The 26,762-nt window shown below is 51.1% G+C and carries 28 protein-coding genes; 16 read left to right on the plus strand and 12 right to left on the minus strand.

What is annotated here, in order from left to right; all coding sequences use genetic code 11:
* Nucleotides 1–88 precede the first annotated feature (88 nt).
* The 7 genes from Q8K39_RS20285 to Q8K39_RS20315 are packed head-to-tail and all read left to right on the plus strand — an operon-like array spanning nucleotide 89 to nucleotide 5,831.
* Nucleotides 89–1,390 carry an NAD(P)/FAD-dependent oxidoreductase gene (locus Q8K39_RS20285; RefSeq protein WP_305262988.1) on the plus strand — a complete coding sequence of 434 codons (1,302 nt, stop codon included), beginning with the start codon at nucleotides 89–91 and terminating at the stop codon, nucleotides 1,388–1,390.
* Nucleotides 1,387–2,196, plus strand: coding sequence for a DUF1365 domain-containing protein (locus tag Q8K39_RS20290; protein ID WP_305262989.1), 810 nt, complete (start codon nucleotides 1,387–1,389; stop codon nucleotides 2,194–2,196). Before Q8K39_RS20285 ends, Q8K39_RS20290 begins: the two co-directional genes overlap by 4 nt.
* On the plus strand, nucleotides 2,193–3,458 hold the full coding sequence (locus tag Q8K39_RS20295; protein WP_305262991.1) for a cyclopropane-fatty-acyl-phospholipid synthase family protein: 1,266 nt from the start codon (nucleotides 2,193–2,195) through the stop codon (nucleotides 3,456–3,458). The genes Q8K39_RS20290 and Q8K39_RS20295 overlap by 4 nt, the downstream gene beginning before the upstream one ends.
* Nucleotides 3,455–4,033 carry a chalcone isomerase family protein gene (locus tag Q8K39_RS20300; RefSeq protein ID WP_305262993.1) on the plus strand — a complete coding sequence of 193 codons (579 nt, stop codon included), beginning with the start codon at nucleotides 3,455–3,457 and terminating at the stop codon, nucleotides 4,031–4,033. The genes Q8K39_RS20295 and Q8K39_RS20300 overlap by 4 nt, the downstream gene beginning before the upstream one ends.
* A 38-nt stretch (nucleotides 4,034–4,071) precedes the next feature.
* The gene (locus tag Q8K39_RS20305) at nucleotides 4,072–4,623 is read left to right on the plus strand and encodes a DUF3833 domain-containing protein (protein ID WP_305262995.1); all 552 of its coding nucleotides are present in this window, start codon (nucleotides 4,072–4,074) and stop codon (nucleotides 4,621–4,623) included.
* Nucleotides 4,620–5,387 (plus strand): SDR family NAD(P)-dependent oxidoreductase, encoded by a 768-nt coding sequence (locus Q8K39_RS20310; RefSeq protein WP_305262997.1) that lies wholly within the window; start codon nucleotides 4,620–4,622, stop codon nucleotides 5,385–5,387. Before Q8K39_RS20305 ends, Q8K39_RS20310 begins: the two co-directional genes overlap by 4 nt.
* The gene (locus Q8K39_RS20315; protein WP_305262999.1) at nucleotides 5,388–5,831 is read left to right on the plus strand and encodes a nuclear transport factor 2 family protein; all 444 of its coding nucleotides are present in this window, start codon (nucleotides 5,388–5,390) and stop codon (nucleotides 5,829–5,831) included.
* Between the two features lie 30 nt (nucleotides 5,832–5,861).
* Here Q8K39_RS20315 and Q8K39_RS20320 read toward each other — a convergent pair whose 3' ends face one another.
* Both Q8K39_RS20320 and Q8K39_RS20325 read right to left on the minus strand, forming a co-directional pair.
* The gene (locus Q8K39_RS20320; RefSeq protein ID WP_186954961.1) at nucleotides 5,862–6,290 is read right to left on the minus strand and encodes a nuclear transport factor 2 family protein; all 429 of its coding nucleotides are present in this window, start codon (nucleotides 6,288–6,290) and stop codon (nucleotides 5,862–5,864) included.
* A gap of 84 nt (nucleotides 6,291–6,374) precedes the next feature.
* A complete protein-coding gene (locus tag Q8K39_RS20325) occupies nucleotides 6,375–8,390 on the minus strand; it encodes an NADPH-dependent 2,4-dienoyl-CoA reductase (protein WP_305263002.1) in 2,016 nt (671 codons plus the stop codon).
* 157 nt (nucleotides 8,391–8,547) lie between these two features.
* On the opposite strand from Q8K39_RS20325, the gene Q8K39_RS20330 reads away from it, so the two are divergent.
* From Q8K39_RS20330 to Q8K39_RS20340, 3 genes are all read left to right on the plus strand, one after another.
* Nucleotides 8,548–9,090, plus strand: coding sequence for a PadR family transcriptional regulator (locus Q8K39_RS20330; protein WP_305263004.1), 543 nt, complete (start codon nucleotides 8,548–8,550; stop codon nucleotides 9,088–9,090).
* A 262-nt stretch (nucleotides 9,091–9,352) separates the two neighbouring features.
* Nucleotides 9,353–9,823 (plus strand): hypothetical protein, encoded by a 471-nt coding sequence (locus tag Q8K39_RS20335; RefSeq protein WP_305263006.1) that lies wholly within the window; start codon nucleotides 9,353–9,355, stop codon nucleotides 9,821–9,823.
* 223 nt (nucleotides 9,824–10,046) lie between these two features.
* On the plus strand, nucleotides 10,047–10,232 hold the full coding sequence (locus tag Q8K39_RS20340) for a hypothetical protein (RefSeq protein WP_305263008.1): 186 nt from the start codon (nucleotides 10,047–10,049) through the stop codon (nucleotides 10,230–10,232).
* An 80-nt stretch (nucleotides 10,233–10,312) separates the two neighbouring features.
* Here the strand turns inward: Q8K39_RS20340 and Q8K39_RS20345 are convergent, their stop codons facing one another.
* Complete coding sequence (locus Q8K39_RS20345) at nucleotides 10,313–10,891, minus strand: hypothetical protein (RefSeq protein ID WP_305263010.1); 579 nt, start codon at nucleotides 10,889–10,891, stop codon at nucleotides 10,313–10,315.
* A gap of 44 nt (nucleotides 10,892–10,935) precedes the next feature.
* Entirely contained in the window at nucleotides 10,936–12,006 is a 1,071-nt protein-coding gene (locus Q8K39_RS20350; protein ID WP_305263012.1) for a flavodoxin family protein, read from the minus strand.
* A gap of 272 nt (nucleotides 12,007–12,278) precedes the next feature.
* Between Q8K39_RS20350 and Q8K39_RS20355 the strand changes: the two genes are divergently transcribed.
* Together Q8K39_RS20355 and Q8K39_RS20360 are read left to right on the plus strand one after the other, a co-directional pair.
* A complete protein-coding gene (locus tag Q8K39_RS20355; protein ID WP_305263014.1) occupies nucleotides 12,279–12,728 on the plus strand; it encodes an OsmC family protein in 450 nt (149 codons plus the stop codon).
* Between the two features lie 23 nt (nucleotides 12,729–12,751).
* On the plus strand, nucleotides 12,752–13,348 hold the full coding sequence (locus tag Q8K39_RS20360; RefSeq protein ID WP_305263016.1) for a superoxide dismutase: 597 nt from the start codon (nucleotides 12,752–12,754) through the stop codon (nucleotides 13,346–13,348).
* Between the two features lie 48 nt (nucleotides 13,349–13,396).
* On the opposite strand, the gene Q8K39_RS20365 is transcribed toward Q8K39_RS20360, so the two are convergent.
* Together Q8K39_RS20365 and Q8K39_RS20370 are read right to left on the minus strand one after the other, a co-directional pair.
* Nucleotides 13,397–14,350, minus strand: coding sequence for a hypothetical protein (locus Q8K39_RS20365; protein WP_305263019.1), 954 nt, complete (start codon nucleotides 14,348–14,350; stop codon nucleotides 13,397–13,399).
* An 11-nt stretch (nucleotides 14,351–14,361) separates the two neighbouring features.
* Nucleotides 14,362–14,781, minus strand: coding sequence for a hypothetical protein (locus Q8K39_RS20370; RefSeq protein WP_305263020.1), 420 nt, complete (start codon nucleotides 14,779–14,781; stop codon nucleotides 14,362–14,364).
* A gap of 317 nt (nucleotides 14,782–15,098) precedes the next feature.
* Here Q8K39_RS20370 and Q8K39_RS20375 point away from each other — a divergent pair, with 317 nt between their 5' ends.
* Entirely contained in the window at nucleotides 15,099–15,977 is an 879-nt protein-coding gene (locus tag Q8K39_RS20375; RefSeq protein WP_305263021.1) for a hypothetical protein, read from the plus strand.
* Nucleotides 15,978–16,031: 54 nt separating this feature from the next.
* Here the strand turns inward: Q8K39_RS20375 and Q8K39_RS20380 are convergent, their stop codons facing one another.
* Both Q8K39_RS20380 and Q8K39_RS20385 read right to left on the minus strand, forming a co-directional pair.
* The gene (locus tag Q8K39_RS20380) at nucleotides 16,032–16,946 is read right to left on the minus strand and encodes a PhaM family polyhydroxyalkanoate granule multifunctional regulatory protein (RefSeq protein ID WP_305263022.1); all 915 of its coding nucleotides are present in this window, start codon (nucleotides 16,944–16,946) and stop codon (nucleotides 16,032–16,034) included.
* A gap of 220 nt (nucleotides 16,947–17,166) precedes the next feature.
* Nucleotides 17,167–18,468 carry a branched-chain amino acid ABC transporter substrate-binding protein gene (locus Q8K39_RS20385; RefSeq protein WP_305263024.1) on the minus strand — a complete coding sequence of 434 codons (1,302 nt, stop codon included), beginning with the start codon at nucleotides 18,466–18,468 and terminating at the stop codon, nucleotides 17,167–17,169.
* A gap of 113 nt (nucleotides 18,469–18,581) precedes the next feature.
* On the opposite strand from Q8K39_RS20385, the gene Q8K39_RS20390 reads away from it, so the two are divergent.
* Nucleotides 18,582–19,700 (plus strand): DUF3108 domain-containing protein, encoded by a 1,119-nt coding sequence (locus Q8K39_RS20390; RefSeq protein ID WP_305263025.1) that lies wholly within the window; start codon nucleotides 18,582–18,584, stop codon nucleotides 19,698–19,700.
* 2 nt (nucleotides 19,701–19,702) lie between these two features.
* On the plus strand, nucleotides 19,703–20,449 hold the full coding sequence (locus Q8K39_RS20395; RefSeq protein WP_305263027.1) for a DUF3108 domain-containing protein: 747 nt from the start codon (nucleotides 19,703–19,705) through the stop codon (nucleotides 20,447–20,449).
* Nucleotides 20,450–20,455: 6 nt separating this feature from the next.
* Here Q8K39_RS20395 and Q8K39_RS20400 read toward each other — a convergent pair whose 3' ends face one another.
* The 3 genes from Q8K39_RS20400 to queC are packed head-to-tail and all read right to left on the minus strand — an operon-like array spanning nucleotide 20,456 to nucleotide 23,429.
* Nucleotides 20,456–21,892 carry a bifunctional serine/threonine-protein kinase/universal stress protein gene (locus Q8K39_RS20400; RefSeq protein WP_305263028.1) on the minus strand — a complete coding sequence of 479 codons (1,437 nt, stop codon included), beginning with the start codon at nucleotides 21,890–21,892 and terminating at the stop codon, nucleotides 20,456–20,458.
* A gap of 12 nt (nucleotides 21,893–21,904) precedes the next feature.
* Nucleotides 21,905–22,648, minus strand: a complete 744-nt coding sequence (locus Q8K39_RS20405; protein WP_305263030.1) for a metallophosphoesterase — start codon at nucleotides 22,646–22,648, stop codon at nucleotides 21,905–21,907.
* Nucleotides 22,649–22,706: 58 nt separating this feature from the next.
* Nucleotides 22,707–23,429, minus strand: coding sequence for a 7-cyano-7-deazaguanine synthase QueC (gene queC / locus Q8K39_RS20410; RefSeq protein WP_186954979.1), 723 nt, complete (start codon nucleotides 23,427–23,429; stop codon nucleotides 22,707–22,709).
* 171 nt (nucleotides 23,430–23,600) lie between these two features.
* Here queC and Q8K39_RS20415 point away from each other — a divergent pair, with 171 nt between their 5' ends.
* Nucleotides 23,601–24,902, plus strand: a complete 1,302-nt coding sequence (locus Q8K39_RS20415) for a lipopolysaccharide biosynthesis protein (protein ID WP_186954980.1) — start codon at nucleotides 23,601–23,603, stop codon at nucleotides 24,900–24,902.
* Here the strand turns inward: Q8K39_RS20415 and Q8K39_RS20420 are convergent.
* The gene (locus Q8K39_RS20420) at nucleotides 24,853–26,754 is read right to left on the minus strand and encodes a serine aminopeptidase domain-containing protein (protein ID WP_305263035.1); all 1,902 of its coding nucleotides are present in this window, start codon (nucleotides 26,752–26,754) and stop codon (nucleotides 24,853–24,855) included. The two genes, Q8K39_RS20415 and Q8K39_RS20420, sit on opposite strands and share 50 nt — an antisense overlap.
* Between the last annotated feature and the right edge of the window lie 8 nt (nucleotides 26,755–26,762).

The following is a 26,762-nucleotide window of genomic DNA, read 5'->3' on the forward strand; positions in this document are numbered from 1 at the left end:
ATGGCACCCAAGGCACTGCAGGGACGATTCCGCTTTTAGATTCATCAATATGTGTTACTTTTACTAATATTCTGAACAGATACAGATTATGAAAATCGCAGTCATCGGTTCCGGCATCTCCGGCCTGTCTTGCGCCTACGAGCTTTCTAAAGCTGGGCATGAAATCAGCCTGTTTGAGGCCAATGATTACTTTGGCGGGCATACGCATACCGTCGATGTCAGCCTGGAAGGCAAGACCTATGGCGTTGATACCGGCTTCCTGGTGTTCAACCACAAGACCTATCCAAACCTGGTCAACTTGTTCAAAGAGCTTGACATCGCGACTGTTGCGACTGACATGTCTTTCTCTGTCAAAATGCCAGTGAGCAATAATAGGGGTCGCCTGCTGGAATGGGCTGGAGCCAATCTGGATACGGTGTTTGCCCAGCGCCGCAATCTGCTCAACCCGGCGTTCATACGTATGCTGCGCGATATCCTGCGCTTTAATAAACAGACTACTGCACTGGCAACGACGAAAAATCATCCCGACTTCATGCAGCCTCTGGGCAGCTTTCTCGACCAGCATGGCTACAGTAAAGAATTCCGCGCATGGTATTTGTTGCCGATGGCAGCCTGTATCTGGTCATGCCCTACCGAGACCATGATGGCATTCCCACTATCGTCCTTCGTGAATTTCTGCCACAACCATGGCTTGCTGCAAGTGAATGACAGGCCACAGTGGCAAACCGTTCAAGGTGGCGCGAGGCAGTATGTGGAAAAGATCCTGCCTCGGATTGCACACAGGCATTTGCAAACTCCGGTATTAAGTGTGCAAGAAAAAGCACCAGGCGCAATCACAGTCCAGACCGCACATGGCACGCAAACGTTTGAGCATGTTGTGTTAGCCAGCCATAGCGACCAAAGCCTGAAATTGCTGGTTGATGCCGACCTGGCTGAGCGTCAGATTCTGTCGGCTGTCAAATACCAGCCCAATCGCGCAGTGCTGCATACCGATGCGAGTGTCTTGCCTGAACATAAAAAAGCCTGGTCGGCCTGGAATTATCAAAGTGAAAGCGGTAACGAACCACGTGTCTGCGTGCATTACCTGATTAATCAATTGCAACCCCTGCCATTCAAGACACCCGTCATCGTCACCTTGAATCCAATTCAAGAACCGGCAGCGGCCAGTATTATCAATAGCTTTGACTATTCTCATCCTGTATTTGACGCGCTGGCAATCAATGCACAAAACCAGTTGGTCAATATTCAGGGCAGGAGAAATATCTGGTTCGCCGGTGCCTGGACAGGCTATGGCTTCCATGAAGATGGCTTGAAATCTGGCCTGCGTGTCGCAGAGTGCATACTCGCGCGTGCAGAAGCAGCCTACGAACATATGACGCGTGCGGCATGAACACGCCAGCCACTAAATCTGCTGTCACTTTATGTACAGGCGAAGTCATGCACAAGCGCTTGCGCCCGGCAAAAAACGCATTTCGCTATGGCGTGTTTTTTATCCGTGTGCCTGTGCGTGACATCGGTCATATGAGCACGCCTGCACTGTTTTCCGTGAACCGCTTTAATGCCCTGTCCTTCCATGAACGTGACCATGGTGATGCTCGCCAGCCGCTGGCACTATGGATAGATGGCTTGTTGCGAAACGAGGGCATCACAGATGCCGATGGCGAGATTTGCTTGCAATGCTTCCCCAGGGTGTTTGGCTTTGTATTTAATCCGGTCTCTTTCTGGTTTTGTCATCGCCAGGATGGCAGCTTGCGTGCCGTGCTGTGCGAAGTACGCAATACCTTTGGTGAGAAGCATTTGTACCTGCTGGAGAATGGTGGCAGGCTGACCAATGGCGAAGAATTGCAAGCCAGGAAAATCTTCCATGTGTCGCCCTTCTGCAAGGTGGAGGGTAGCTATCGCTTCCGTTTCATGCAAGCACAGCAAGAGACAGCAGGGAAAACTGCAGGACACACGCAGAAAAAATACCTGGCCCGAATTGACTATGCCGATGCAGAAGGTCCGCTATTACTCACCAGCGTTTCAGGCCGTGAACAGCCCATGAGTAACACTCACATAGCCAAGGTCATGTTGCGCTACCCCTTCATGACTATCGGCGTAGTGCTACGCATTCATCTACAAGCACTGCGCCTGTGGATAAAGCGAGTACCCTTTATTTCCAAACCTATTCCTCCTACTGAAGAGTTAAGCCGATGAGCAGCCTCCATCCCACCTTTGCCTCTGGCACTGCAAGCGCTGACAACAATGCCACAGTCAACACCCAACTGAATAGCAAGCATTTTCCTGCGCAAGCGAGGTTCGTCCTCAGCCTGCTGAACAAACTTCAGCATGGCTGCCTGACCATACAATTCCCTGATGGGCAAACCGCCAGCTTTGGCCGCGCGTCAGAAGGATGGCAGCACGTCAGCCTGCATTTGAAAGACTGGGAGCTGTATCGCGCGGTCCTCAAGTCAGGTGACATCGGCTTTGCCGAAAGTTATATCGCCGGCCACTGGAGCACCAGCAGCCTGGCTGGCTTGATAGAACTGATCTCACATAATCGCCAGCAACTGGAAAGCGTGATTTATGGCAGTTGGTGGGGTAACCTTGTCTATAGGCTAAAGCATCTACTGAACCGCAATTCCCGCACAGGCAGCAAGAAAAATATTCATGCCCATTACGACATAGGCAATGAATTCTACAAGCTGTGGCTGGACCCCTCGATGACTTACTCCAGCGCGATCTATACAGGCGAGCAAGACCAATCACTGGAAGAAGCACAACAGGCAAAATATCGCCGCATACTGGAGCAACTGGCATTACCAAAAAACGCCAGGGTGCTGGAAATAGGTTGTGGCTGGGGCGGCTTTGCTGAGATGGCGATACGGGATGCAGGTGCCCACGTCACTGGTCTGACGCTCTCTACCGAACAATTGCAATATGCCCAAGCGCGCCTGCACAATGCTGGCCTGCATGCAAAGAGTGATTTGAAGATAGAGGATTATCGAGACGCGAATGGCAACTATGACGCAATCGCTTCCATAGAAATGTTTGAAGCAGTTGGTGAAGCTTACTGGCCAGGTTATTTTGAATGCCTGCACCGCAACCTGAAACAGGACGGCCGTGCATGCGTGCAAAGCATCGTCATTGCAGATGAGTTATTCGACCGTTACCGCAAGGGTACGGACTTTATACAGCAATACATCTTCCCCGGCGGCATGCTGCCATCCATAGACAAATTTCACGCCATGGCAACAAACTACGGCATGGAAGTACTTGATACCTTCAATTTTGGCCTCGACTATGCACGCACCCTGCTGCACTGGCGTCATGCCTTCATGGAAAAACTGGCGCAGGTCAAGACGCAGAACTTTGATGATGAATTCTTGCGTACCTGGGAATTTTATCTGGCTTATTGCGAAGCAGGTTTCCGTGCTGGCAGCATCAATGTCACTCAATTCACACTGAGGAAAAAATGACTACCCTGCCATTGATACGTAGCATGTGTTTGTCGCTGTTGCTTGCAGCGACAGCGATGACTGTGCATGCCGAAGACAAGCCGACAAACTCAGCACCTGCACATATCAGTGAGGAAATTCCGCAAGCCAGCTTGCAGGGAACAGGCAGTTTTCGCTGGTTTGGCCTGCATATTTACGACGCAAGTTTGTGGTCTGTACCTGAAGGCTATAAGCCGGAAAGTGAGAAGCCACAAAAGTTTGCATTGGACCTGGCCTATGCCCGCACTTTGTATGGCAGCAAAATCGCCGATGCCAGCATAGATGAAATAGAAAAGCTCAAGCTGGGCACAGCCGAAAAGCGGGAACGCTGGCTGGCGCAGATGAAGAATATTTTCCCGGACGTAAAACAGGGCACACACATCACCGGCATTCATATACCGAATGAAGCAGCCAGATTTTATCTGAATGGAAAATTGCTGGGCGAGATACGCGATGCTGAATTTGCCCATGCTTTCTTTGCGATATGGCTGGACAAAAAAACCACGGCACAGAGTTTACGTAACAAGCTGCTAGGCAGCAAATCCGCTGGCAATTAAGCACTCCGCCAAAACGAACACTCACATCAGGAAAGCATATGTTCAAGCAAACTTACCGATTATTTTTCTGCAGCCTGATACTGCTACTGACATCCTGTGCCAGCCAGTATGAGCCAGGCCGCTACCGCAACGAAGTTCCCAAATTGGACATGCAAAGCTATTTCAATGGCAAGCTTGATGCCTGGGGCATATTCCAGGACAGGTCAGGTGCCATCGTCAAACGCTTTACCGTAGTCATGGATTGCCAGTGGTCAGGTGATATTGGCACGCTCAATGAAGACTTTACTTACTCAGATGGGAGCAAGCAAAAACGCATCTGGACTTTGAAAAAAGTGGGGAATGATCAATTTACCGGCACTGCTTCAGATGTCATAGGTGAAGCCAAGGGGCAGGTGTCCGGCAATACCCTGCACTGGAATTATGTGCTGGCCTTGCCTGTTGATGGCAGCGTCTATAACGTGGATTTTGACGATACTATGGTCTTGATGGATGACAAAGTAATGCTGAACCGTGCCATCATGCGCAAATTTGGAGTTGAACTCGGCAGCGTGACACTCTCTTTCACTAAACGTAGTAACACCGCACCATGAACCCCGTCATCCGCGACTGGCAGGGTAAACGCATCTGGATCATCGGTGCATCCAGCGGCATAGGAGAAGAAACTGCCAGGCTGTTGCTGACGCTGGGTGCCAGGGTCGCACTGTCAGCCCGAAAACTGGTGCAACTGGAAAAAATTGCGGCTGACTACCCGATGGCCGAAGCCATGGCAGTAGATATTTGCGATCACGCCAGCTTGGTCGCTTGTCATGCGCGCTTGATTGAAAAATGGGGCAGCATAGACTTGGTACTTGTCGTTGCCGGTAGCTACAATGAAATGCGGGCAGACAGTCTTGATCTTGCCGCAGTCAACAGGCTGATAGATATTAATGTGCGCGGAGTTTACCAATGCCTGGATGCCGTTTTGCCTGCACTGCTCAAGCAGGGTTGCGGTGGTATCGGTATAGTTGGATCGGTAGCTGGCCTTTCTGGATTGCCCAAAGCGCTGGTATACGGGCCAACCAAGGCCGCCATCATCAATTTGTGTGAATGCCTGTATCTGGATTTGCGCCCTAAAAATATTGCGGTGTATATGATTAATCCAGGCTTTGTTGAAACACCGATGACAGCAGGGAATGATTTCAAGATGCCCGCCCTGATGAGCGCGCCTGCAGCGGCTCTGGCCATCGTCAAGGGTATGCAGAGAGGCGACTTTCACATACACTTTCCCCATCGCTTTACCAACTGGTTGAGGTTGGCGCGCCTGCTACCTTACCGCAGCTATTTTTATCTGGTTCATAAGGTGACAGGTTTATAAATGTCGACTACTCTTGATCATCAAGCCAGTCTGGACAAGCTGATAGTTTTCTTTGAAACCATTTCACTGAAGACTTGCCAGAACATGTCCGGCATCTATACAGAAGATGCCTATTTCAAAGACCCCTTCAACGAGCTGCGCGGGCTGCCTGCCATCAACCATGTATTCCAGCACATGTTTGTGCAGGTTCGTGAACCGCGTTTTCGTGTTACTTCATCGGTTTTGCAAAACGATACTGCCTTTCTGGTCTGGGAGTTTCTATTTACGATGAAAAAATTCAATGCTGCGCCACAATGCATACGGGGAGCTACACATATACGCTTTGCTGCTGATGGCCGGGTGAATTTCCACCGCGATTATTGGGACGCGGCGGAAGAGTTGTATGAGAAGCTGCCCTTGCTGGGCAGCCTCATGCGCTTTTTGAAAAGGCAGGCACGCAAATAAAAAGCAACTGGCAGGAGATTATTCAGCCGCCTATTTAGATGCTTTATAGGCTGGCAGATACTGCGCCAATCTCGCACCCATTTCCTGCCCAAGCGCTTGTAAGCCGCTCATGGGCCTGACCATGACTTCAAAATCAACAATCTTGCCATCGGCATCAAAGCGTATCATGTCTATGCCTTTGAGTTGCTTGTCACCGACATTGGCACTGAATTCCAGGACGATGTTCAAGCCATCATCAGAAGACAACTCGCGATGATAAGTAAAATTTTCAAACACCTGGGCCACCGTACTGAGTATCAGCACGACAGCCTGGGCACTGGTATAGGGCTGGTGCGCCATGGGAGAACGAAACACAGCATTAGCATGCACGATGGATGGCAAGGAACTCAGGTCTTTATTGGCAATCATCTCATGCCAGGTTTGCAGGGAAGCGGCGACAGTTGCAGGTACATTGTTCATCATCATCCTTTCGGTATTGCATTTAACATTGATCAAACGGGGTCTGAATAAAGTGAGTTCATCCTGAATGGCGATTTGCTATCTTCAGATTGTTGCTGCCAGACGTGTGCCCTGATTGATGGCACGTTTCGCATCGAGTTCGGCAGCCACATCTGCACCGCCAATCAAGTGCACAGGTTTTCCTTCGGCTTCCAGTGCAGCTTGCAAATCGCGCCTAGGTTCCTGACCTGCACACAGAATCACATTATCGACAGGCAGCAGCTTTTGCTCGCCACCGATGGTGACATGCAAACCAGCATCGTCTATCTTGTCATAGCTGACACCAGCGATCATTTGCACTTCGCGGTTTTTCAAACCTGTACGGTGTATCCAGCCAGTGGTTTTACCGAGTCCATCACCGACCTTGGAAGTCTTGCGTTGTAACAGGAAAATCTGGCGTGCTGGTTTTTCCAGCTGTGCGGCGCGCAAGCCACCGACGTTTTTATAGTCGGTATCAATACCCCATTCTGCGTAGAATTTTTCTGGGTCCAGACTCGGGCTGGTGCCGCTATGGCTCAGGTATTCTGCAACGTCAAAACCTATGCCGCCTGCGCCTATGATGGCGACGGATTTGCCTACTGTTTTCTTATCACGCAAAACATCCAGATAACTCAGGACTTTGGCATGCTCTATGCCTTCGATAGGAGGAACACGTGGGGTGATGCCCGTTGCCAGCACGACTTCATCAAAGTCTGCCAGGTCAGCCGCATCGACCTTGGTATTCAACTTGAGCGTGACGCCGGTTAGCTCTATCTGTTTTCCGAAATAGCGCAGAGTTTCATAAAACTCTTCTTTGCCCGGCACTTGCTTGGCAATATTGAACTGGCCGCCAATTTCAGAACCGGCATCAAACAGTGTCACGGCATGGCCGCGATTGGCTGCGGTCGTGGCAAAGCTCAAACCGGCTGGGCCAGCACCAACTACAGCAATGCGCTTGGCTTTTTCCAGAGGCGCATCAACCAGTTCTGTCTCATGGCAGGCGCGTGGATTGACCAGGCAGGACGTCACCTTGCCGCCAAAAGTGTGATCCAGGCAGGCCTGGTTGCAACCTATGCAGGTATTGATCTCGTCTGCCCTGCCCTCTTGCGCCTTGCGCATGAACAGCGGGTCTGCCAGCAGTGGGCGTGCCATTGAGACCATGTCGCAATAATCTCCTGCCAGTAACTGCTCGGCAATTTCAGGAGTATTGATGCGGTTGGTCGCGATCAGGGGAATATTCACCTGGCCTTTGAGCTTTTTAGTCACCCAGGCAAAAGCGGCGCGCGGCACCTTGGTGGCAATAGTCGGGATACGTGCTTCATGCCAGCCTATGCCAGTATTGATAATCGTCGCACCGGCTGCTTCTATGGCTTTTGCCAGTTGCGTGACTTCGTCCAGTGTAGAACCGCCATCGACCAGATCCAGCATGGACAGGCGATAGATGATGATGAAATTGGCACCCACCTTTTCGCGTATGCGGCGTACGATTTCTATAGGGAAGCGGATACGGTTTTCATAGGCACCGCCCCATTCATCTTCGCGCTGGTTTGTGCAGGCGGCGATGAATTCATTGATCAGGTAACCTTCCGAGCCCATGACTTCGACACCATCATAGCCAGCCGATTGCGCCAGCGCGGCACAGCGGACAAAATCAGAGATGGTTTCTTCGACTTCTTCTGTCGTCAGTGCATGCGGTTTGAAAGGATTGATCGGTGCCTTGATAGCGCTGGGTGCGACCAGAGTAGGCTGGTAAGAATAACGGCCAAAATGCAAAATCTGCATGGCGATCTTGCCACCTGCATCGTGTACGGCCTTGGTGACTATCTTATGGTGTTCTGCTTCTGCTTCAGTAGTGAGCATGGCACCGCCATGCATGGGACGCGCTCTTTCATTCGGCGCGATGCCACCCGTCACAATCAGGCCTACGCCACCACGGGCGCGCTCAGCATAAAATGCCGCCATGCGCTCAAAACCATTGTCAACCTCTTCCAGCCCCACGTGCATGGAACCCATTAAGAGGCGATTTGGTAGAGTAGTGAAACCCAGATCGAGTGGCTTTGTCAGGTGGGGATAAAAAGACATGGCGTTTTCCTAAATATAAAGGGTTCAATCAAGCAACAAATGTTTTGTTTTAGATTTTATGCAACTGAGTGCATAAGAATATAACGAAACTGCTTTATTTATGCAACCAGTTGCATATAAAATGTCTGAAAACCACACCGACTATTTACTCTAAAACATGTCTCTGCCTCACGCCTTGCTGACTTCGATTGCCGAAAAGCCATGTTCAGGCTATGACCTGGCGCGGCGTTTTGACAAGTCCATAGGCTATTTCTGGCATGCAACGCACCAGCAAATCTACCGGGAACTGGGGCGCATGGAGAGCCAGGGCTGGGTTATTTCGACCGAGGTTGAAGGTGGGCGCGCGGGTAAAAAATTGATAGACATCCTGCCCGCGGGCCGGGATGAATTGCGGCGCTGGGCCAGCGAAACCAGTGCACCGATGCGATTGCGTGATGACATGATGGTCAAACTACGCGCTGATGCCGCCATAGGCCCGCTGGGCCTGGCGGAAGAATTTGAGCGTCGTTTGCAAATGCATGAGCAAGAGCTACAGACCTATAGAGAAATTGAACAACGCGACTTCAGTGGGGTACTGCTGTCGCATGAGCAGCAACTGCGCTACCTGATACTGAAAGCGGGCATCACTTTTGAGGAAAGCCGTGTGCAGTGGACCAAAGAGGCTTTGCAAGTGCTGAGCAAAAAATCGGCCACAGACTGAAGATTAAGCCAAAGTAGCATTCTAATTGAGCGCTATTTCTGCTTGTAGATCGCACTCAGAATGAGTGACCACTATCTCCTATGGAGCAAAAAAAAGGGGCAACGTATGAGCCATCTTCTTGGCCTGTCCCCCAACGAATTTGAGCTCGTCGTCAAATAAAATGCGCTAACATGGCACTCGAGTTGGGCTGCCCAAAAGGGTACAGTTCATTTTATTTCTCTGGGCGGCCAGCCGTCCAGTTCAACGTTAAGCTCTCACTTCTATGCTGCCATTACTTTCTGAAGAACTCCTGCAAAATGCCATCGCCGTGCTCGGGCGTGATGGTATTTCTGATGATGAAATAAATGTTGAAATTGCTGCGCTTGCTCAAGACCAAATGTTGGCAAGACGCCTGATAGATTGGCTTCCAGAAGTATTTGGCATAGTTCTAATTTCCCACATGGGAGATATAGGCTTGCCGAATACTTTTAGTGCGCAGGATAAACATGGCAATTGGTTTCAATTGGAGTTTAAGCTTGAGCCTATCATTCAAATTGCGACTAAAGTAGCAACTGAAATGTATCATGCAGGGCCACGCAATATCTTCAGCAACATCGCACTTCGCAGTGCTCTGCTTGGTGTTGTAGGTCGTGTTATCAACGAATCAGGGTCCTTAGATGGAGGATACTTATCCGGGCCTGCACTCATAGGTATTCCTGCTGAGATTTATCTATCACCGGCAAAGCCAGTTTGACAGAGCTTTTTCGATTGAGCGTTATTGAGGCTAACAGGATGATCGATAGGACTGGCCGCGATGATGCTCTGTATTTTATTAATTTGTGGGCGGCCATTCGTTCATTTCGGCGTTAGCCATATGAAACTAATTTCCGTCTTTCTTTTCCTATTATTCACCAAAACCGTAGCGGTAGCTACATGCACATGCAATCCTGGACGGGGCTGCAGAGAAGAGAATGGGCATGCCTGCGACATTGGGCATGGAGCAATGCTATCGCTTCAATCTGGTTGGCGACTTGTTTCATATCCCTGTGTCAGTCGTCGCGGAACAACTGCCTGATGATGACTTTGGTGCCGTCCTTAAATCCATTCAACAGATTCAATGGCATGTTCGCAGACACATGCCTAACAGATCAAGATGGAACTAAGTTCGGATTCCGGCTTTACCCAATGTGCAATTGAAAAGATAGTATCTGAATTGAAACGCCTGGCTGTTTGCAGGCTTGAATCAGGCGATGCTGTCATCTTTGTAAACACCAACTGATGCGTCAATCACTTCCTGTGCTATGGCTGTCTCTTGCTCAGTGTTTGTTTGCACTACCAGCACAAACTGCCCGCTGGTAATCGCGTCGTCGATCAAGCTGGATAACCAGCCTTGCTTGTCAGCACCAGCCTTATCTGCTTCACTTGCGCCAGCGGTATTTTTCTTGAACGCACCTTGAGTGGCACCCAGCAGACCTCCGATACTGGCGCCCCATCCCATCATGACCAAAGGTGCAACCAGGGGACTGGCGATAAATAGACTGACATTGGCGGCGACCAGGGCCACTTCTGCCAGGGCACCCAGTCCTGTACCCACAGCGGTCCCGATAGCACCACTGACCAGAATATCTTTCAAGGCCTTGTCGCTACCCGCCACAGGACCGGGCTGTGGTGGCAATGCAGCAGTTGGAGGTGCTGCAAGGGTATTGTCAAAAATCTGCATGCGCCCGGACGGTATGCCTCTCAAAAGCAGGCTGCTCAGAGTAGCTTCGGCCTCGCCGCGTTCAGCGAAAAAGCCGGATACATGGTGAAGATAAGGATTCATTTTTTTCTTTCACATCGATAAAGGCTGTTCATACTTCAAAGAATTTATTTTGGTCGCGGTCTTTTTACGTCAACCTGCACAGCCTGCAAACGACCCGCCCGCAACTCGCTGACTGCCTTGGCTACCGCAGTAGCCACATTGCGCGATTCCTGCTGCATGGCCATATCTGCATCCAGCGCTTCATGACTATTGGCATAGGGTTCGTAGTAAGCAATGTAACGCCCCAGGCGTGCCTGTGTACCGGCATCGATAAAGCCCATCCAGTCCAGCCAGTCAGATAATGCGCGACGCGAGTCATCTACTCCAGCAACATCCCCATGCACAATCAGGCCATAGGCGCGCCCGGCCAGATGTTGCGGATAATTCCAGCCTGCCATTTCCAGCTCCTTGGCCTTGGCGGCTTTTTTGCCTGAGGTGGAGGTAGGATCGGGATTACCACCATCAGCACAGACCAGGCGGTCTATCATCAGCTTCAGGGGACTGGGACTTTGGTACCAATAGACTGGGGTGACGATGATGACAGCATGCGCAGCGACCCAGCGCTCATAAATTTCTGCCATCCAGTCATTGGTCTGGTTCAACGCATGGTTGGGGTAACAACTGCAGGGCCAGTGACACAAGGGCATGGCCGTTGAGGCGCAACCTTTGCAAGCGAAAATATTCTTGCCATACTCTGAAGTCAGTAAACTCAGGTCGAGTACATCGGGCTGAATATTCGCTTGTTCCAATTCCTTTTTGGCGATTTGCAGCAAGCGAAAACTCTTGGACATTTCACCGGGACAGGTACCATCATTGCGCGCTGAACCGCAGATCAACAAGACACGAGATGGTGTGGCTGCTCCCCCCCATTGTGTTTGCGCTGCATCCAGACGGTCTTTGGTTGCTTGCCACTCCACAGACAGATCGTAATCCGGGTCTGCATAGCCAGCACCTGCTTTTTGCGTGAACGGTGCCTTGCGTCCTTCGTCATAAGCATGCCAGGCAATTTCTTCCAGCCTGACTATCGCGGATTCTTCTGCACGAAAAGCCGGATCAATAAAACTGGCGCGATAACGTTGGCCAAATTCCTCGCGACTGAGTTGAGCCCCTGCCTGACCTGTGTGTATTTTTATCATGATCATCTAATTCCAGTAGGAAAACGCATGCTGCATATACGCATGCAGACTAAGGGAATGACAGAAGATGATCTGTGCGCTGACTCACATATAACAGGTCAATAAAGTCGCAAATCGTATAAGTATCCTTGCGTGTGTTAGCGAACAGATGCCTTTAAAGCAAAGGCATAGGCTACAGCTAAATGACAAATTCTGATCTGGGAAACTGATGCGCATACTAGCGCAATTATGAACCTGGCCTACTTTGCTGCACTCACAGAAAAGGATCTACCATGACCGAAAAAACTGCCAGCGTCCATTGGGAAGGCTCAGGCAAAACAGCTGTCGGTAATATCAGCACTGAAACCGGCGCGCTGAAGGATTATCCCTATGGCTTTGCCAGCCGCTTTGAAGACGACAGGCGCGGTAGCAACCCGGAAGAATTATTGGGTGCCGCCCATGCTGCCTGTTTCACCATGGCATTTTCATTTGCCTGCGAAAAAGCAGGATTGAAAACCACCGATGTTGATACCAAGGCCAGCGTCAGCTTATCCAAGCAGGGTGAGGGTTTCGTGATTGACCGTATTGCGCTGGCTATGGAAGCGACTGTCGCTGGCATAAGCGATGGGCAATTCCAGGAAATTGCGGCGGCAGCAAAACGTGACTGCCCACTGTCAAAAGCACTTGCAAGTGTCCCTGAAATAACATTGCAAGCGACACTGCGTGTGGACACCACTCCGTAACCTTGCTCACCGGAAGGACTGACATGCTGCATACCCTACCCGAACTACCTTATGCAATGGATGCATTGCAACCACATATCTCCAGGGAAACCCTGGAATTTCACTTTGGCAAACATCATCAGGCCTATGTGACGAATTTGAATGCCCTGATCAAGGACACGGAATTTGCCGAAGAGTCTCTGGAAAATATCATCAAGAAATCCACCGGCAGCATATTCAATAATGCGGCACAGGTGTGGAACCATAATTTTTATTGGCAAAGCCTGACTCCCAACGGCGGCGGCGTTGCCACTGGCGCATTGGGTGACGCGATTACGGCTCAATGGGGTTCGTTTGACACATTCAGGCAAGAATTTACTCAGTCCTGCATCAGTAATTTTGGGTCTGGCTGGACTTGGTTACTGAAGCGTTTTGACGATACGCTGGCAATTGTCAATACTTCAAACGCTGCCACGCCTTTGATCGGTGTCGACAAGCCTTTGCTGACCTGCGATGTGTGGGAACATGCTTATTACATTGACTACCGCAACCAGCGACCTGCTTATATGGAAGCTTACTGGAGTTTAGTGAATTGGGATTTTGTTGCCGCTAATTTTACTGAAGCAAAAATAGAGAGCTGACAGCTAGTGCTGTAAAAATCCGCCTCTCGGCTTTGTATCCCACACAATCTATATCTTGTGCGAAGCTGATTCCAGCTTCAGCGCAGGGCCAGAGGAAAGCGCAAGCAGTCTGGATGAAGGAGTATCGTTTACCAGCAGCAAACCTGTCGTATCCATCCCTCGTTTCCTGTCTGCCAGATTCTTTTGTTCTATATTTTCCAGGTGTAATTTTCCCTCGTCAATATTGGCTTTGAATTTTGCTTCAGGTATGGAGGCAATCGATAAATTTGCTTCTCCTTTAGCGAGGCTGCTGCCTTTATACGACGAAGTTTCAAACAGGCTTTTTGAACCAACTTTTTCTGCGATCTTTTTCTCGCTACCGTCTGCATTGATATGGGTGGAAGCCTTGACCTCCATATTGCGCATCAACTCATAAGATGAAGCTGAAACCGCCTTGAACACCTCAGCCAGCGAACCTGTCTCATCGTAGATCGCCTGAAATACATCCTTGGGCTTGCCATTGATATGCGTGACCTCAGTGTTTTTCAATATGGCAGGCAACTCCACCAGGCCCAGGGTGCGGTCTGCACCGGCATAACCGCTGAGCGTCATGACCTCGCCTTTGGTGGTGGCAGCAAACCGGGCCGAAGCATCTGCCCAGCGGCCATCGGTGGCGGCGAACATGAATTGATTGGCCGGATGATCACGCTTGCTCAATACCTCATCGACCGATTTGCAATGATGCGCTCTGGCGACAGCCTCAAGGTAATCTTCTGACTGCAGAAAAGCCGCTATCGGTGTCTTGTTAATCGCGCGTATATCTTCTTGATTGGCGACCATGAGCTCAACCAGGTCATTACTGGAAATGTCCTTGTGCACCATACCGCCATACAGCAGGGTGACTTGTCCGTCAGAATAGACGGACACCTGATTGGCGAGGTCTTTCAATGAACCCGGCGTGCGGTAATCTTCTGGATGATCTTGCAGCAGCGCTATGGCTTGCAGATGACTGAGACCTGACATAAGTCCTCCGTCTAAAAGTCAAATTCTGCTATGTGGGCTGAATAGGCTGGCGACAAGGAACCATCGCGGTAAGCCCTCAAGGCATCTTTGATATCTGTCATGAAAGCGGTGCGGTTCGCTTCAAACTCTGCCCTGGCGTCTGCTTCTGGTTCACGCATGCCCAGCCAGCTCCAGTTGGTTTTCCATTTATCGTCCGGCATGTCCTGTCCTTCGCTGCGCAGGCGCAAGCTATACAGATTACCGTTCCAAAAGTAGCTGAAATTTTTGTGTGATGGCTGTTCGCGGTCGTAGGTCAAGTAGCGCAAATAGAAATTGCGCTCGCGGTCTATCACCCATCTGGACGCCACAGCCATGGGAAACTGCTTATCAATCTCGCGCAAGCCAAAAGCAACAATATCTGCTTCGGGAATTCTCTCGTAGATGAAAGCCACTGTTAGTTCTCCTGATAGGTCAGTCATGACAACATAAATATACGAATATTTTCGCATTGCAGTTAATAGCAAAATACTACCTGTTATGCAAACCTGCTTACACATTGTTGCGCTTTAATATAAAACACACAATTACTTGATTGACACACCTACGTCTCTCATGCACCATCTATTTACATTAATGCATCATGCATCCTGATCTGACAGGCTGGTTCAGGAACTGCCATTCTGACTTTTTTCTAACTTCACACTGTAACCACATGAAAAACTCTCCCTCCTTCAAAAAGATCAGTCTTCTTGCTGCAAGCCTCGCATCCATGACCGCACCTGTTCTGGCCGCTGACTACAATCCTTTTCCCAAGGCTGGTGTCTATGATGCCAGCGACAACAGTTTTGAACGTCAGTTAACAGTAAAACCAGATGGCAAATTCACGCTGGAAGTAGCAGAAAAGGGCAAGCCCGGCAATTTGCGTAGTGGCGCAGGAGAAGGGAAGTTATCAGATGCGCCTGGCGGCTGGGATTTTAGCCAAGGTCGATGCAATATGACATTAAAACGTGCAGCCGGCGGCATGCAGTTGCATGTAGAAAACTGCGCCAGCGCATGGGGTGACGTGCCATTCGACGGCAAATACAAATACCAGGGTGAAGAAGTTGCAGCAGCACCTGTCAAGGCTGCACCTGCAGCAGCAACACCAAAAGCGGCAGCAACTGTAGCAACTGCTTCACCGCTACCCGTTGCCCAGACCACATCTGCCCCGGCAGCAAATGGCTTGCCGTCGCGCAAGGAAATCAATGAAAAATGGCAAGGGATAAGTGGAGATAATATTGGCAATAAACATGTGGCCTTTGTCGCCAAACCCATAGAAACAAAATCCAGCACGCCAAACCCAATTGAGCAGTTTTCCAAAGCTGCATTCGTTATCGATACAAACATACGGTATGGAGAAATGTCAGCAGCAGAGTTGGCAAAATTTCCCTTGCAACTGATAGAAGTCCCGTTACCTGCTGTCGGCCCAAAAGAGGGTTTGGAATTTAAAAGCGATTGCGTCTATGGAAAATCCGATAAAGTGATCGTCATCAATAGGACGGGCCAGCCGACCATCAAGCGCATGGCTGCCTGGATGATGGATAATAATTTGAAAGTCGTGGAAATCAAGCAAGTCAACAAGGTCAACTGCACTTCCCCGTTCTATTGAAATTCAGGGCTCCATGATAGTCGATGCTGATCATTCAGCATCGACATTTCATTTTTACTTACTTGTTTTTGCAGCCTTGCTGACAGCTTTCACCGCAGGCTTGACTGCCGCCCCGCTACTCGCTTTGGCTGGCTTGCTGCCAGTTGCAGATGTAGCTTTGCTTGATGGCTTGGCAGTTTTCGTCGCTGACGACTTTGCTGTGGATGTGGTTGTGGGCTTGGTTGCGGGCTTGGTTGTGAGCTTGGTTGCAGCTTTGTTAGCTGCTTTCTTTGCGGGGGCCTTTTTTTCTGGACTTGTATCTTTTGCAGTCTCGGTCTGCTCCCCTTCCATGGCCTTACTGACTGCCTGCTTGAATTGCTCTTGCAGCAGCCCCCACCAGGCCGCCGGATTGACGAAAGGTGTACTGGTGTCTGTTGCATCTGCAGCTTTTTCAGCACTGGCAGATTGAGCTGTTTCTTCTACCGGCACTTCTACCTTAGCAGGGTTTGCACCGGCTTCAAGCGGCATGTCTGCACTATCTTCGTCAAGCTCTTCATCGGGATCGGGCTCTGCGGCATTTGCCTTGGCTGCATTTGGATGCATGGGCCAGTCCGCATTGCTACCGGGATTGCTTGCTGGCGCATTTGCTGCTGCAGTAGCCGCAGTGGTAGCTGATACGGCCTGCTCTGCCATCGCACCCGCCTGCTGCGCATGCTGGGCGAAACTTTCACCGAGAGATTGCAAGGCTGCCAGCGTCGCGCGCTGCACTTCCAGTGCCTGTATGGTCCCGCGCAGCATGTTCATGTTAACGGTGAGCCAGGATTCCACCGTCTTCAAATCCTGAATTTTCTTGTCCAGCTCGTCCACCGACATTGGTGGCGCGACCATGCCCGGCACTTGCATATTGCCCCAGAGTTTTTTAACGAAAGACAGGGTATCGCCCATGGCATTCATGCCGGGGATTTCAGAACCAGAAAACGGATTACTCATACGATGCTTCCTTTATATTTTCAGGGTTACAGATACTAGGGATAATGCAAAATTGTCCCAGCAAGGCTGTCGCCTCAGGAAAACACCCTTGCAAGGGTGGTTCGTCACGTCGGCAGACAAGATCTTGTCTGAAACTCCGACTACACCGTAGCGACGACGACAGTACTTTATAGTACGGCTGGGCGCTGCAACGTAGCTGGGGCGGTTTTGCGTAAGACTGTTATTTCAATTTAAGCATCTTGCATGAGCTGGGCAAAGCAGTCAATCGCGCATCAAAATAACGTTCGCTTTTAAAGCCATAACCACTGCCTTCGTTATCAAAGCGCACCCCGTTCTCCCCCTTCTTTTGCATGACCGAGACATACAATGGCTGTATCAATTGGTGATCTTCCGCACGCATGACGGCATCATGAAAAGCATTCTTGTAGTGTGCGCCTTCCAGTGCGCGGGCAACAGCGGCAGCTTCTGTGCTTTTGGCTTTTTCTATCGCGGCAACCAGCATTTCCACCATGGCTTGCATGCGCAAATGCACATAGTCATCCCTGGGGTCAGGATAACGCTGGCGGAATTCCTGGTAAAAGGCGTCACTATCGGCGCCACCCGCATTGGGATGCCACTCGGCCACGGCACGCACCCTGCCCAAGCCAGCATCACCCAGGGCGGCAGGTGCGCCCAGGCCATTGCCATAGAAGGTATAAAACTTGGTCGCCATACCAGCGTCCTTGGCGGCTTTGACCAACAAGCTCAAGTCATTGCCCCAGTTGCCCGTGATGACGGCATCAGCTCCGCTGGCCTTGATCTTGGCGGCATAGGGTGAGAAGTCCTTGATCTTGCCTATGGGATGCAAGTCATCACCAACGATGCGGATATCGGGCCGTTTTTCTGCCAGCATGGCGCGGGCAGATTTATTCACCTGGCGGCCAAAACTATAATCCTGGCCTATCAAATAAATCTTACTCGCGCGACTATCTGTCTTGATGACTTCGGTCAGTGCATGCATGCGCATGTCGGCGTGGGCATCGAAACGGAAATGCCAGTAACTGCATTTTTCATTGGTCAGCGTGGTATCCACTGCGGAATAATTGAGAAAGAGAACACGATGGTCGGGTACCCGCTGGTTATGCTTGTTGATGGCATCCACCAGTGCCAGCGCCACGGCTGAGCTATTGCCTTGCACCACAAAGGGTATCTGCTGATCGGTCACATGTCTGAGCGCAGTCAGCGACTCTTCCACTCCCTGTTTATTATCAAAACTGCTCAGTTGCAGAGGATGCAGGCCATCCGGCAGGCGCACTCCACCGCGAGCGTTGACACGCTCTATGGCGATTTGCAAATTTCTTTGCACCGCCTCGCCAGCATTGCTGAAAGCACCACTCAAGCCATCTATCATGCCTATGCGTATTGCGCTGCCCGGTTTGACAGGATTGGTGACAGCAGGGGCGGCAATTGCAGTATTGAGTAACGATATTGCCAATAAGCACGTTATGCCTGGCCCCAGATATTTTTTTATTGTTGTTAACATCAGATTTATCCTGTGATTGCCGGCGAACAGCAAATTGCCAAAAAATGCCATTTTACTCTCAGGCAAAATAGCCAGGTCATCCAAAATGGGGCAACTGCGTTTACACTAGCAGGATGAAGACCACAACCCCTACATTTGATAACAATTTACTAAAGCGTCAGAATTTGCTGTTCCTGGTAGCAGCGGTATTGCTGCATTTGTTCGCCTTGCATGGATTTAAGCCGGATAGCGCGCCTGCCAAGGCCAGAATGCAGGAAAACTCTATCGCCGTGCAATTCCGCGATGCTCCTGACGAGGCAGAAACAAGACTGGCTGGCGTCAGCGCCAAACCCGGCCCACTGGCTGCACCACCGTCAGCTTCCACAGTAAAGAAAACTGTCGCAGCTGTGCCCACCAAGCAGATAGAACCAGAGGCAGTACCAAAGGTGGAGCCACCAAGCGAGCCTGTGGAACAAACTCCGGTGCCATCAGAGAAAGCCGAAACTGAGCTGAAAGCAGAAGACACCAGCAGCCCTGCCAGCAATGACAGTGTGAGCAGTGATGGTCCGCAAACTTATCCTGTACACTTGCCGCCAGCAGGGACGATCAAGATGCGTATTGTCAGGACAGAGCCAAATCGTCACCCTGTCTATGGTGACAGCGCAATCAACTGGAGCTATGACAATAGAAATTACAAGCTCAGCATAGAGGCGTCTCTGGACTTGTTGCTGACTTCCGTCAATTTGTATCAAATCAATAGTGAAGGCGGCATCACTGCATCCGGCCTCGCACCCTCCATCAGTACAGAAAAACGACGTAGCCGAAGCGAGACAGCGACCCATTTTGATCATGAAAACAAGCTTGTCAGCTTTTCTTCTTCCAATAAAACGGCGGGAATGCAAGAGGGGACACAAGACAAGGCCAGTATCATCATGCAGTTGGCGGGCATTGCGCGCGCAGAACCTGGCAAGGTTCAAGCTGGACGGGAAATACGCCTGCAAGTTGCAGAAGAGCGTGATCTGGCCATGTTCTCGTTTGTAGTAGTAGGTTTAGAGGAAATTGACACAAAAATAGGCAAGATCATGGCTTGGCATTTCGTGCGTCCGCCTCGTCCAGGTTCCTACAATTCGAAACTAGAGGTCTGGTTGGCACCAGATCAATATTGGTATCCCGTACAAATACAGAATACTGACAGTAACGGCGCAGTCACGACACAAACTGTCACCAGTGTTTTCAGTGTTCCTGGAAATTAAACATGCTTAAATCTATCTCCGTTTGTTTAGTAATTCTGGCTCTCTCAGCGCCCTGTAAGACAATATTTGCGCAAACCAATGAAGCAACGGCCAGGCAGGCTTTCAAGTTGCCGCCGGGCGCTGAACTGCAATACAGCATCAAAGCCAAGCAGAGTGGTTTGCCTCTGAGTGGCTCGGCTACTGTCAAATGGCAAATTGCTGATCAAAAATACAATATTATTACAGAAACCCATGCCATGCTGGTTGGTAAAATCCTCGATGCCAGCAGCCACGGGAATATCGACGAGTATGGCCTGGCTCCCGACAAATTTGTCGAGAAGCGCTTTCGCAAACCCGCTACTACCACCAGTTTTGAGCGCGACAGCAAAACCTTGCGATTTAGTGCGTCGACGGAAACCTATGTCCTGAAAGGCGGCGAACAGGACAGAACCAGCGCGACCTGGCAACTGATTGCCATCGCCCGTGCTGCAGGTGAAGCTTTCAAGACAGGCACGGAATGGAAGATGCTGGTTGCTGGACGGCGCGATGCCGATCCCTGGACTTTTAAAGTGCTGGGGCAGGAAAATATCAAGACCCCTATGGGCGAGATGCTCGCCATCCATGTCAGCAAGGCACCGCCAGCCGATTCCAAAGACCAGCAACTGGATTTATGGCTGGCGCCGGGCCTGGAATGGTATCCGGTACGCCTGAAGTTCAGCGATGCTGACGGCGACTATGTTGATCAGGTTTTGGAAAGTGTGAAAAAGTAGAACGGCTTATTTGTCGTGCGCCTTGACGACGGTCACCGTACATTCAGCCTCGGCCACGACTTGTGCCGACACACTGCCCAGATAGCGCCGCAAGGCAGAACTGCCGCGTGAACCAATGATGATGTGATCCACCCGGTTGTTGTGGGCGTAATCAATAATGGCGGCGGCCGGGTCAGGTGCTTCCAGCACATGGAAGGTGATCTTGTCAGGGTTCAGGCTCAAAGGCCTGGCCCAGTGCTTTAGATCAACCAGTTGCTTGACGTGGATGTTTTCACCTTGCTGTATCAGGCTGTCATCCATACCCAGACGACTGACCTTGCGTATGGTCAGGCAAGCCAGGCGCGCGCCTGGCTCTGTTTGCAACATCCGTCTGGTGATATTGCGCAGGCTTTCTGCCAGCACCTCTGAGCCACCCGTCAAATCCAGTGCCACTACAATGATGGGGGCCCTGGATAATTGGTCTGATGCGCTCTGGGACAAGGCAGGCTCTGCACCAGCGGCCTGGAAACGCCGCTTTAGTACAGCCATATAGCCGTCCTGCGCCTGTTTTTCAGCTCTTGCCGTCAATTGCAATTGATCGGGATGCTGCAATAAAAAGGCCAGTTGCGCCGCAGTATCAAAACGCGCTTTCGGTTCCACCTCCAGGCAACGCAAGATGATTTCCTGCAACCAGGGCGGCAAGTCACTGCGATGGCTGCGCGGTGGGATGGGGTCACGATACAGGCGTTTTTTCAAGCCTGCGACTGAAGTTGGATGACCAAAAGGCCGCTGTCCGGTAGCCAGGTGATACAGCAGCACCCCAAGAGAAAACAGGTCGCTACGTGGTTCATTACGCACACCCAGCACCTGTTCGGGTGCAATATAAGGGCCAGTGCCCATGGGAAGGCGGAATTCTTCATCCAGCAAATCCGGCAAGCGATCATGGCGCGACAAACCAAAATCTATTAGCACCGCACTACCATCGGGACGGAACATGATGTTACTGGGCTTGATGTCGAGATGAATGACATGTTGCCTGTGCAAATCCTGCAAGGCATGGGCGACTTTTATGCCGATATCCACCACCTCTGCAATTGGCAGAGGCGCCTCTTCAAAGCGGCTGCGCAAGGAAGCACCAGCGATTTGCTCCATGACAATATACGGCTGGGCATCAAAATCACCCGCACCAAAATAATGTGGCACATGCCTGCCCTTGAGCTTGGGCATGATCATTTGCTCTACTTCGAAAGCGACGATGGCTGTAGGGTCATCTGTGGAATACAACAGTGGCACTTTCATGATCAGCGCAAACTGAGCACCGCTCTCTTGTCCTGGTGGGTGCCGGTCCTGCAAGTCAGTGACACGCCACAGGGCAGCCATGCCACCGGTATGGAGTTTTTCTTCAAGGCGATAGCCATCGAATTCCATGCCACTTTGCAGCTTGTGATGTGCAGGGCCGCTCATGTTTGTCCCAGGCTAATTGCCGTGCAGAAGTCTGTGGCCGAGGACAGCTGGCAAACCAGCAGAGATGATTTTCTGACAGGCCGTTTCAGCATCATAGGGCACCCGGTAATAGGTCAGTACCTGGCTCTCGGTATCAAAGGTCGCATAGCAGGCAGCCGGATTGCCATCACGCGGCTGCCCTGCCGAGCCCGGTATGACCAGCCAGCGTCTTTGCTTGCTCAGCGGTATGCCTTCTTCGGGCGTGGGTACAAACTCACCGGTTTTGCCAGTCAGGCTGATATGGAACAGGGTGGGCATATGCACATGACCGCAAAATGTAATACTGGCCTTGGTCGCATGCATGCTGCGCGTCGCCTCCATGACGCCGTCTATATATTCCCAGTTCTCTGGTGCCCAGGCATTGGCATGGACGAACAGTATGTCTTGCCATTCTATGCGATAAGGCAATTTGGCAATGAAATCGAGTTGTCCGGCATTTAATTGCGCACGTGTCCAGTCCACCACATTTCGGGCGGTCGGATTCATCCCCTGGCGCTCATTCTGTAGCAAGCCGGCATCGTGGTTACCTATCAGGGCCCAGGCTCCCTGCCTGACATATTCCATCACTTTATCAAGCACCCAGCCAGGATCTGCCCCATAACCGACAAGATCACCCAGAAATGCGTAGCGCGTCACCTTGCGCTCCTCAGCATGCGCCAGGCAAGCCTCAAGGGCTTCGCGATTGGCATGTAAATCTGTGATAACGGCGATCAGCATTGAGAGGGCTCTATCATGGTTCGTGTTGCTATTCTAGGCGCATAAGCTAACGTAAGGCTTACAAATTAACATTGCCTGCACGATATTGTTCATAACCTCTGGCGCGCAAAGTACACGCTGGGCAAGTGCCACAACCGTGCCCCCAGGGGTGCATGTCACCACGCTGACCAAGATAACAGGTGTGCGTATCTTCTCGCACCAGATCAACCAGGGCAGAGCCGCCCAATTGTTCTGCCAGTTGCCAGGTTTGCGCCTTGTTGATCCACATCAGCGGCGTTTCCAGCTTCAGGCGGGTATTCATGCCCAGGTTCAGCGCCACTTGCAGGGCCTTCATGGTGTCGTCACGACAATCGGGATAACCAGAAAAGTCAGTTTCACACATGCCGCCGACCAGCACATTCAATCCCCGGCGATAAGCCAGCGTGGCTGCCGTCATCATGAACATCAGGTTACGGCCAGGCACAAAGGTATTCGGCAAGCCATTCTCTTGCATTTCTATGGCAATATCTTCTGTCATTGCCGTATGCGAGAGCTGGGAAATCAGGGACAGGTCTATCATGTGATCTTCACCCAGGCGGCTTTGCCATTCAGGTGAGAACTCGCGCATTTTTTCTATCAGCACAGGTCTGACGCTGAGTTCTATGGCATGGCGCTGACCATAATCGAAGCCTATCGTCTCCACATGGGCATAGCGTGACAATGCCCAGGCCAGGCAGGTGGCAGAATCCTGACCGCCACTGAAAAGCACCAGGGCACGGTCGTTCGTAGTCAAATTATTCATAAATTTTTGAAAATGAAGGTAAGGCTGAAGGTAAGGCCATTGTAAAAGAATGAAATACTTTTTGTATCAACTCATCTTGATGTTATGTTTCTATAGCAAAATATGCTCGAATCAGATTTGTCCTTGCTTTGCAATCCCGCATAGTAAGTCAGGACCATCTCGTGCACGCTCATGAGTTTTTATAAAAAATTTCTTTCGTCTTCCATAGTATCGGTCATAGATCAGGGCATGCTAAGCGCCTTGAATTTTGTCATTGGCATTTTGCTCATGAACCTGGTGTCCAAGGATGACTATGGCTTGTATGGGCAATTGTACGCTGGTGGCTTGCTGGTTGGCCTGATCGTCGATTCCTGGATAGCTGGTCCGCTGACCACGGTCGCCTCTTCTGTGCAAGGTGATACCCGCAAATCGCTATTGCGTCACTACTGGTACAAACAGATCGCCTGGACCCTGGCAATAGGTTCACTGGCTTTCGTCATTGTCGAATTTGTGCCTGCGGCGACGCATTACAGCGACAAGAGCTGGTTGCTGGGGGCCGTATTTGCCACCTATCTGTTCGGCAATGGTATACGCGAATATGGCCGTACCGTAGGTTTTATCCAGTCCGACATTATCTCGGTCTTGCGGCAAGACGTTTTATATGTGGGTCTGGTGTCCATCGGCCTGGTTACCCTGTATTTCAACCAGCTTTTTGACCTGGTGACAGTGTTTGTATTGCTGGCCTTGTCTTCTTTCCTGTGCACCCTGGCCAGTCGTCAACACTTTCTGGCACATACCTCTATTGATGTGGAAGCCCATGCGGAAGAAGAAATCCGCCAGGCCATCAACGCCCATCAGGAAACCATAGCCGGTCACGGGCGCTGGGCGGTATCCGGCACTATCGTCGGCTGGTTGTCGAATTACAGCTATGTGTATCTGTCTGGTGCCTGGCTGGGTGTAGTCGCGATTGCTGATTTGAATGCTTCACGCCTGATGCTCATGCCTATCCCTCTGGCAGTAGCGGCATGGTCCAGGGTCGCCAGGCCAGAAGCCAGCCGCCTGATGGCAAAAAAAAACTGGCATGGCCTGAAACGCCTGACCCTGTATTCCATCGCTGGTATAGAACTGGGAGTGTTGGCCTATGTCTCCCTGCTCTTGTTTTCCCTGCCCTGGCTGGAAAACAATGTCATCAGCGCCAAGTACAGTGGGCTTGACCCCCTGGTCATGATGTGGGGAGCCTATTTCGCCATCAATGCGGCACGCTGGGTGGGCACATCCTGGTTATCCAGTGGTGGCGCTTACAAGCAAATGTTCTTCCTTGGCAGTGTGACACTCAGCATGGTGCTGCTGATTACCGCTTTCAGCATCCCGCGCATGGGAGCACCAGGTGCCATCCTGGCCCTGATCGTGGTGGAAGTGTTTGAGCTGATCGTGGTCTGGCGTTTTATTTTGCCGCGTCTGCAGAAACAGGCGCCTCTTCAAGACGCACCCTGACTGGCGCTATACTGGCAGTAGCCTGGTCAGGCAGACGATGGCTAAAACGATGCAGCAATTGCTTGCCGATGAAATCAACCAAGGCCAACTGTGACCAGCGTGGCGTAAAGGTATGATCTGCTCCATTAAAAAATTTGAGGCAGATGCGTTCGCTCTTGCCCAATAATTTGGCATGCCTGCCGAATTGCTCGGTCATGACATCGACTGCCGTATCACTGGCTTCATAGATCAGTACCAGCTCGGTGCCGCGTGCTTCCAGGTCCTGGAAATTGCGTACGACATGACCTAGGAAAAGATTATTGTGCATCAAATAGGTGCTCAGCAATTGCCAGTGGGTACGCAGGCGTTTGCCCACGCGTCGCAGTAAATTGCCGCCTATCTGACGAAAATCCACTTGGCCCTTGATAACCCGTTTCCATGTGTCGCCTTTGGCTAGCGCCTGCACATAAAAATGGGTAGATTTAATGGTGGCTTTCTTGCGAGCCTCGATGGTGTCGCCTTCACGCCAGCGATAGGTCAACTGGTTTATCAGGACCAGGCCAGTGACGCGCTCATCCCTGAGCGCACTTAAGTAAGCCATGTAGGCACCTGAGCACAAACCCGTCATGACAAAAGAGGGGCTGTGGTATTTACCTTGCATGAAATACATGGCGCTGCTCAGGTCATCCACCCCTGAGTCTGCATGGACATCGTTTTCTTTCTCATCCGGTGTTGCCCTGCTATACCCTATCCCCGATTTGTCAAAACGCAAAACATAGAAACCCTGACTTGCCAGGTTGCGTGCCAGTGTGACATACAAACGGTGATTACCTACCCGGTGATTGGCGCCGATATTGCACAGAATCACACAAGGCAAGGCGCGCGCATCTGCACTTGAAGGATGGCTGACTATGCCGTTCATGCCTTCAAATTCGACCAGTTCTTCCACTACTACGGCATTGCCAAGATGGATGCTGGCACTGTGCCTGTTTACTGGCAGCACGCGGCTACCAGTTTCGTGCAAAGGAAAATATCTCCCCAGCCACCCTGACATCGCTTGCCAGATTGCAGCAGGCACGACAGTATCATGCGCATCTTCGCGCATCATTGCAGCATAGCCAGGCAATGCCGACAGATGCAGGGCATGGTCGTGATGGTGCCAGGCTTGTACCAGCTTGTCATCCTGACCTGTAATATCGTCGCGCTGCTGTAAAAAAACGGGCATGACTGGCGCAGGCAGCTTGCTCAAATCCAGCTTGCCCAGGCTGCTGCGGGTTGCTGCGGTGAATTCATAGCCCGTTAGCTCATCATCTGTTGTGACATGATTGGGGTCTATGGTCTGGTCAGGGTCAACTTCTGCCTTCAATGAACTCATGCTACGCAGTACCAGCATTTCACGGGCATAAGCACGGCCGGAAATAACCGGAGCCATCAGCATGAGAGCCTTGGCATCAATCTCTGCCGCTACGATCCCTGCCAACAAAGCACCCAGACGCAAGCCAAACAGGGCGATATGCTCCACCCCTGCCATCTGGCGCAATTGCCTGGCGGCCTGGCGTATATTTTCCTGCCACAATGCGACCCTGTCACCACCATCCACATCAAAGGCATCGCCACTATTGTTATAGTCAAAAAAACAGACATCGAAACCTGCGTTTGCCAGATGAATGGCCAGATGCTTATACGACAGATAGGACACCATGTATTCATGGCCAAACGGGGGGCAAAGCACCACGCCACACTGGCGACTGCCACCAGCATCACGTACCCTGGCAGGGTGATACCAGCCCAGCATGGGCGCAGCCGCATCGCCAAACCAGAAGGCTTGCGGTGTAAATAAAATGTCTTTGCTTGGATACTGTTGTGTTGCCAAATCTGCCC

It is taken from the genome of Undibacterium sp. (genome assembly GCF_030683615.1).
Lineage (GTDB): Bacteria > Pseudomonadota > Gammaproteobacteria > Burkholderiales > Burkholderiaceae_D > Undibacterium > Undibacterium umbellatum.

What these genes read in the sequence shown, in the direction of transcription:
- Q8K39_RS20285 (WP_305262988.1), top strand. Translation starts at nt 89, where the DNA reads ATGAAAATCGCAGTCATCGGTTCCGGCATCTCCGGCCTGTCTTGCGCC.
- Q8K39_RS20290 (WP_305262989.1), top strand. Translation starts at nt 1,387, where the DNA reads ATGAACACGCCAGCCACTAAATCTGCTGTCACTTTATGTACAGGCGAA.
- Q8K39_RS20295 (WP_305262991.1), top strand. Translation starts at nt 2,193, where the DNA reads ATGAGCAGCCTCCATCCCACCTTTGCCTCTGGCACTGCAAGCGCTGAC.
- Q8K39_RS20300 (WP_305262993.1), top strand. Translation starts at nt 3,455, where the DNA reads ATGACTACCCTGCCATTGATACGTAGCATGTGTTTGTCGCTGTTGCTT.
- Q8K39_RS20305 (WP_305262995.1), top strand. Translation starts at nt 4,072, where the DNA reads ATGTTCAAGCAAACTTACCGATTATTTTTCTGCAGCCTGATACTGCTA.
- Q8K39_RS20310 (WP_305262997.1), top strand. Translation starts at nt 4,620, where the DNA reads ATGAACCCCGTCATCCGCGACTGGCAGGGTAAACGCATCTGGATCATC.
- Q8K39_RS20315 (WP_305262999.1), top strand. Translation starts at nt 5,388, where the DNA reads ATGTCGACTACTCTTGATCATCAAGCCAGTCTGGACAAGCTGATAGTT.
- Q8K39_RS20320 (WP_186954961.1), bottom strand. Translation starts at nt 6,290, where the DNA reads ATGAACAATGTACCTGCAACTGTCGCCGCTTCCCTGCAAACCTGGCAT.
- Q8K39_RS20325 (WP_305263002.1), bottom strand. Translation starts at nt 8,390, where the DNA reads ATGTCTTTTTATCCCCACCTGACAAAGCCACTCGATCTGGGTTTCACT.
- Q8K39_RS20330 (WP_305263004.1), top strand. Translation starts at nt 8,548, where the DNA reads ATGTCTCTGCCTCACGCCTTGCTGACTTCGATTGCCGAAAAGCCATGT.
- Q8K39_RS20335 (WP_305263006.1), top strand. Translation starts at nt 9,353, where the DNA reads ATGCTGCCATTACTTTCTGAAGAACTCCTGCAAAATGCCATCGCCGTG.
- Q8K39_RS20340 (WP_305263008.1), top strand. Translation starts at nt 10,047, where the DNA reads ATGCCTGCGACATTGGGCATGGAGCAATGCTATCGCTTCAATCTGGTT.
- Q8K39_RS20345 (WP_305263010.1), bottom strand. Translation starts at nt 10,891, where the DNA reads ATGAATCCTTATCTTCACCATGTATCCGGCTTTTTCGCTGAACGCGGC.
- Q8K39_RS20350 (WP_305263012.1), bottom strand. Translation starts at nt 12,006, where the DNA reads ATGATAAAAATACACACAGGTCAGGCAGGGGCTCAACTCAGTCGCGAG.
- Q8K39_RS20355 (WP_305263014.1), top strand. Translation starts at nt 12,279, where the DNA reads ATGACCGAAAAAACTGCCAGCGTCCATTGGGAAGGCTCAGGCAAAACA.
- Q8K39_RS20360 (WP_305263016.1), top strand. Translation starts at nt 12,752, where the DNA reads ATGCTGCATACCCTACCCGAACTACCTTATGCAATGGATGCATTGCAA.
- Q8K39_RS20365 (WP_305263019.1), bottom strand. Translation starts at nt 14,350, where the DNA reads ATGTCAGGTCTCAGTCATCTGCAAGCCATAGCGCTGCTGCAAGATCAT.
- Q8K39_RS20375 (WP_305263021.1), top strand. Translation starts at nt 15,099, where the DNA reads ATGACCGCACCTGTTCTGGCCGCTGACTACAATCCTTTTCCCAAGGCT.
- Q8K39_RS20380 (WP_305263022.1), bottom strand. Translation starts at nt 16,946, where the DNA reads ATGAGTAATCCGTTTTCTGGTTCTGAAATCCCCGGCATGAATGCCATG.
- Q8K39_RS20385 (WP_305263024.1), bottom strand. Translation starts at nt 18,468, where the DNA reads ATGTTAACAACAATAAAAAAATATCTGGGGCCAGGCATAACGTGCTTA.
- Q8K39_RS20390 (WP_305263025.1), top strand. Translation starts at nt 18,582, where the DNA reads ATGAAGACCACAACCCCTACATTTGATAACAATTTACTAAAGCGTCAG.
- Q8K39_RS20395 (WP_305263027.1), top strand. Translation starts at nt 19,703, where the DNA reads ATGCTTAAATCTATCTCCGTTTGTTTAGTAATTCTGGCTCTCTCAGCG.
- Q8K39_RS20400 (WP_305263028.1), bottom strand. Translation starts at nt 21,892, where the DNA reads ATGAGCGGCCCTGCACATCACAAGCTGCAAAGTGGCATGGAATTCGAT.
- Q8K39_RS20405 (WP_305263030.1), bottom strand. Translation starts at nt 22,648, where the DNA reads ATGCTGATCGCCGTTATCACAGATTTACATGCCAATCGCGAAGCCCTT.
- queC (WP_186954979.1), bottom strand. Translation starts at nt 23,429, where the DNA reads ATGAATAATTTGACTACGAACGACCGTGCCCTGGTGCTTTTCAGTGGC.
- Q8K39_RS20415 (WP_186954980.1), top strand. Translation starts at nt 23,601, where the DNA reads ATGAGTTTTTATAAAAAATTTCTTTCGTCTTCCATAGTATCGGTCATA.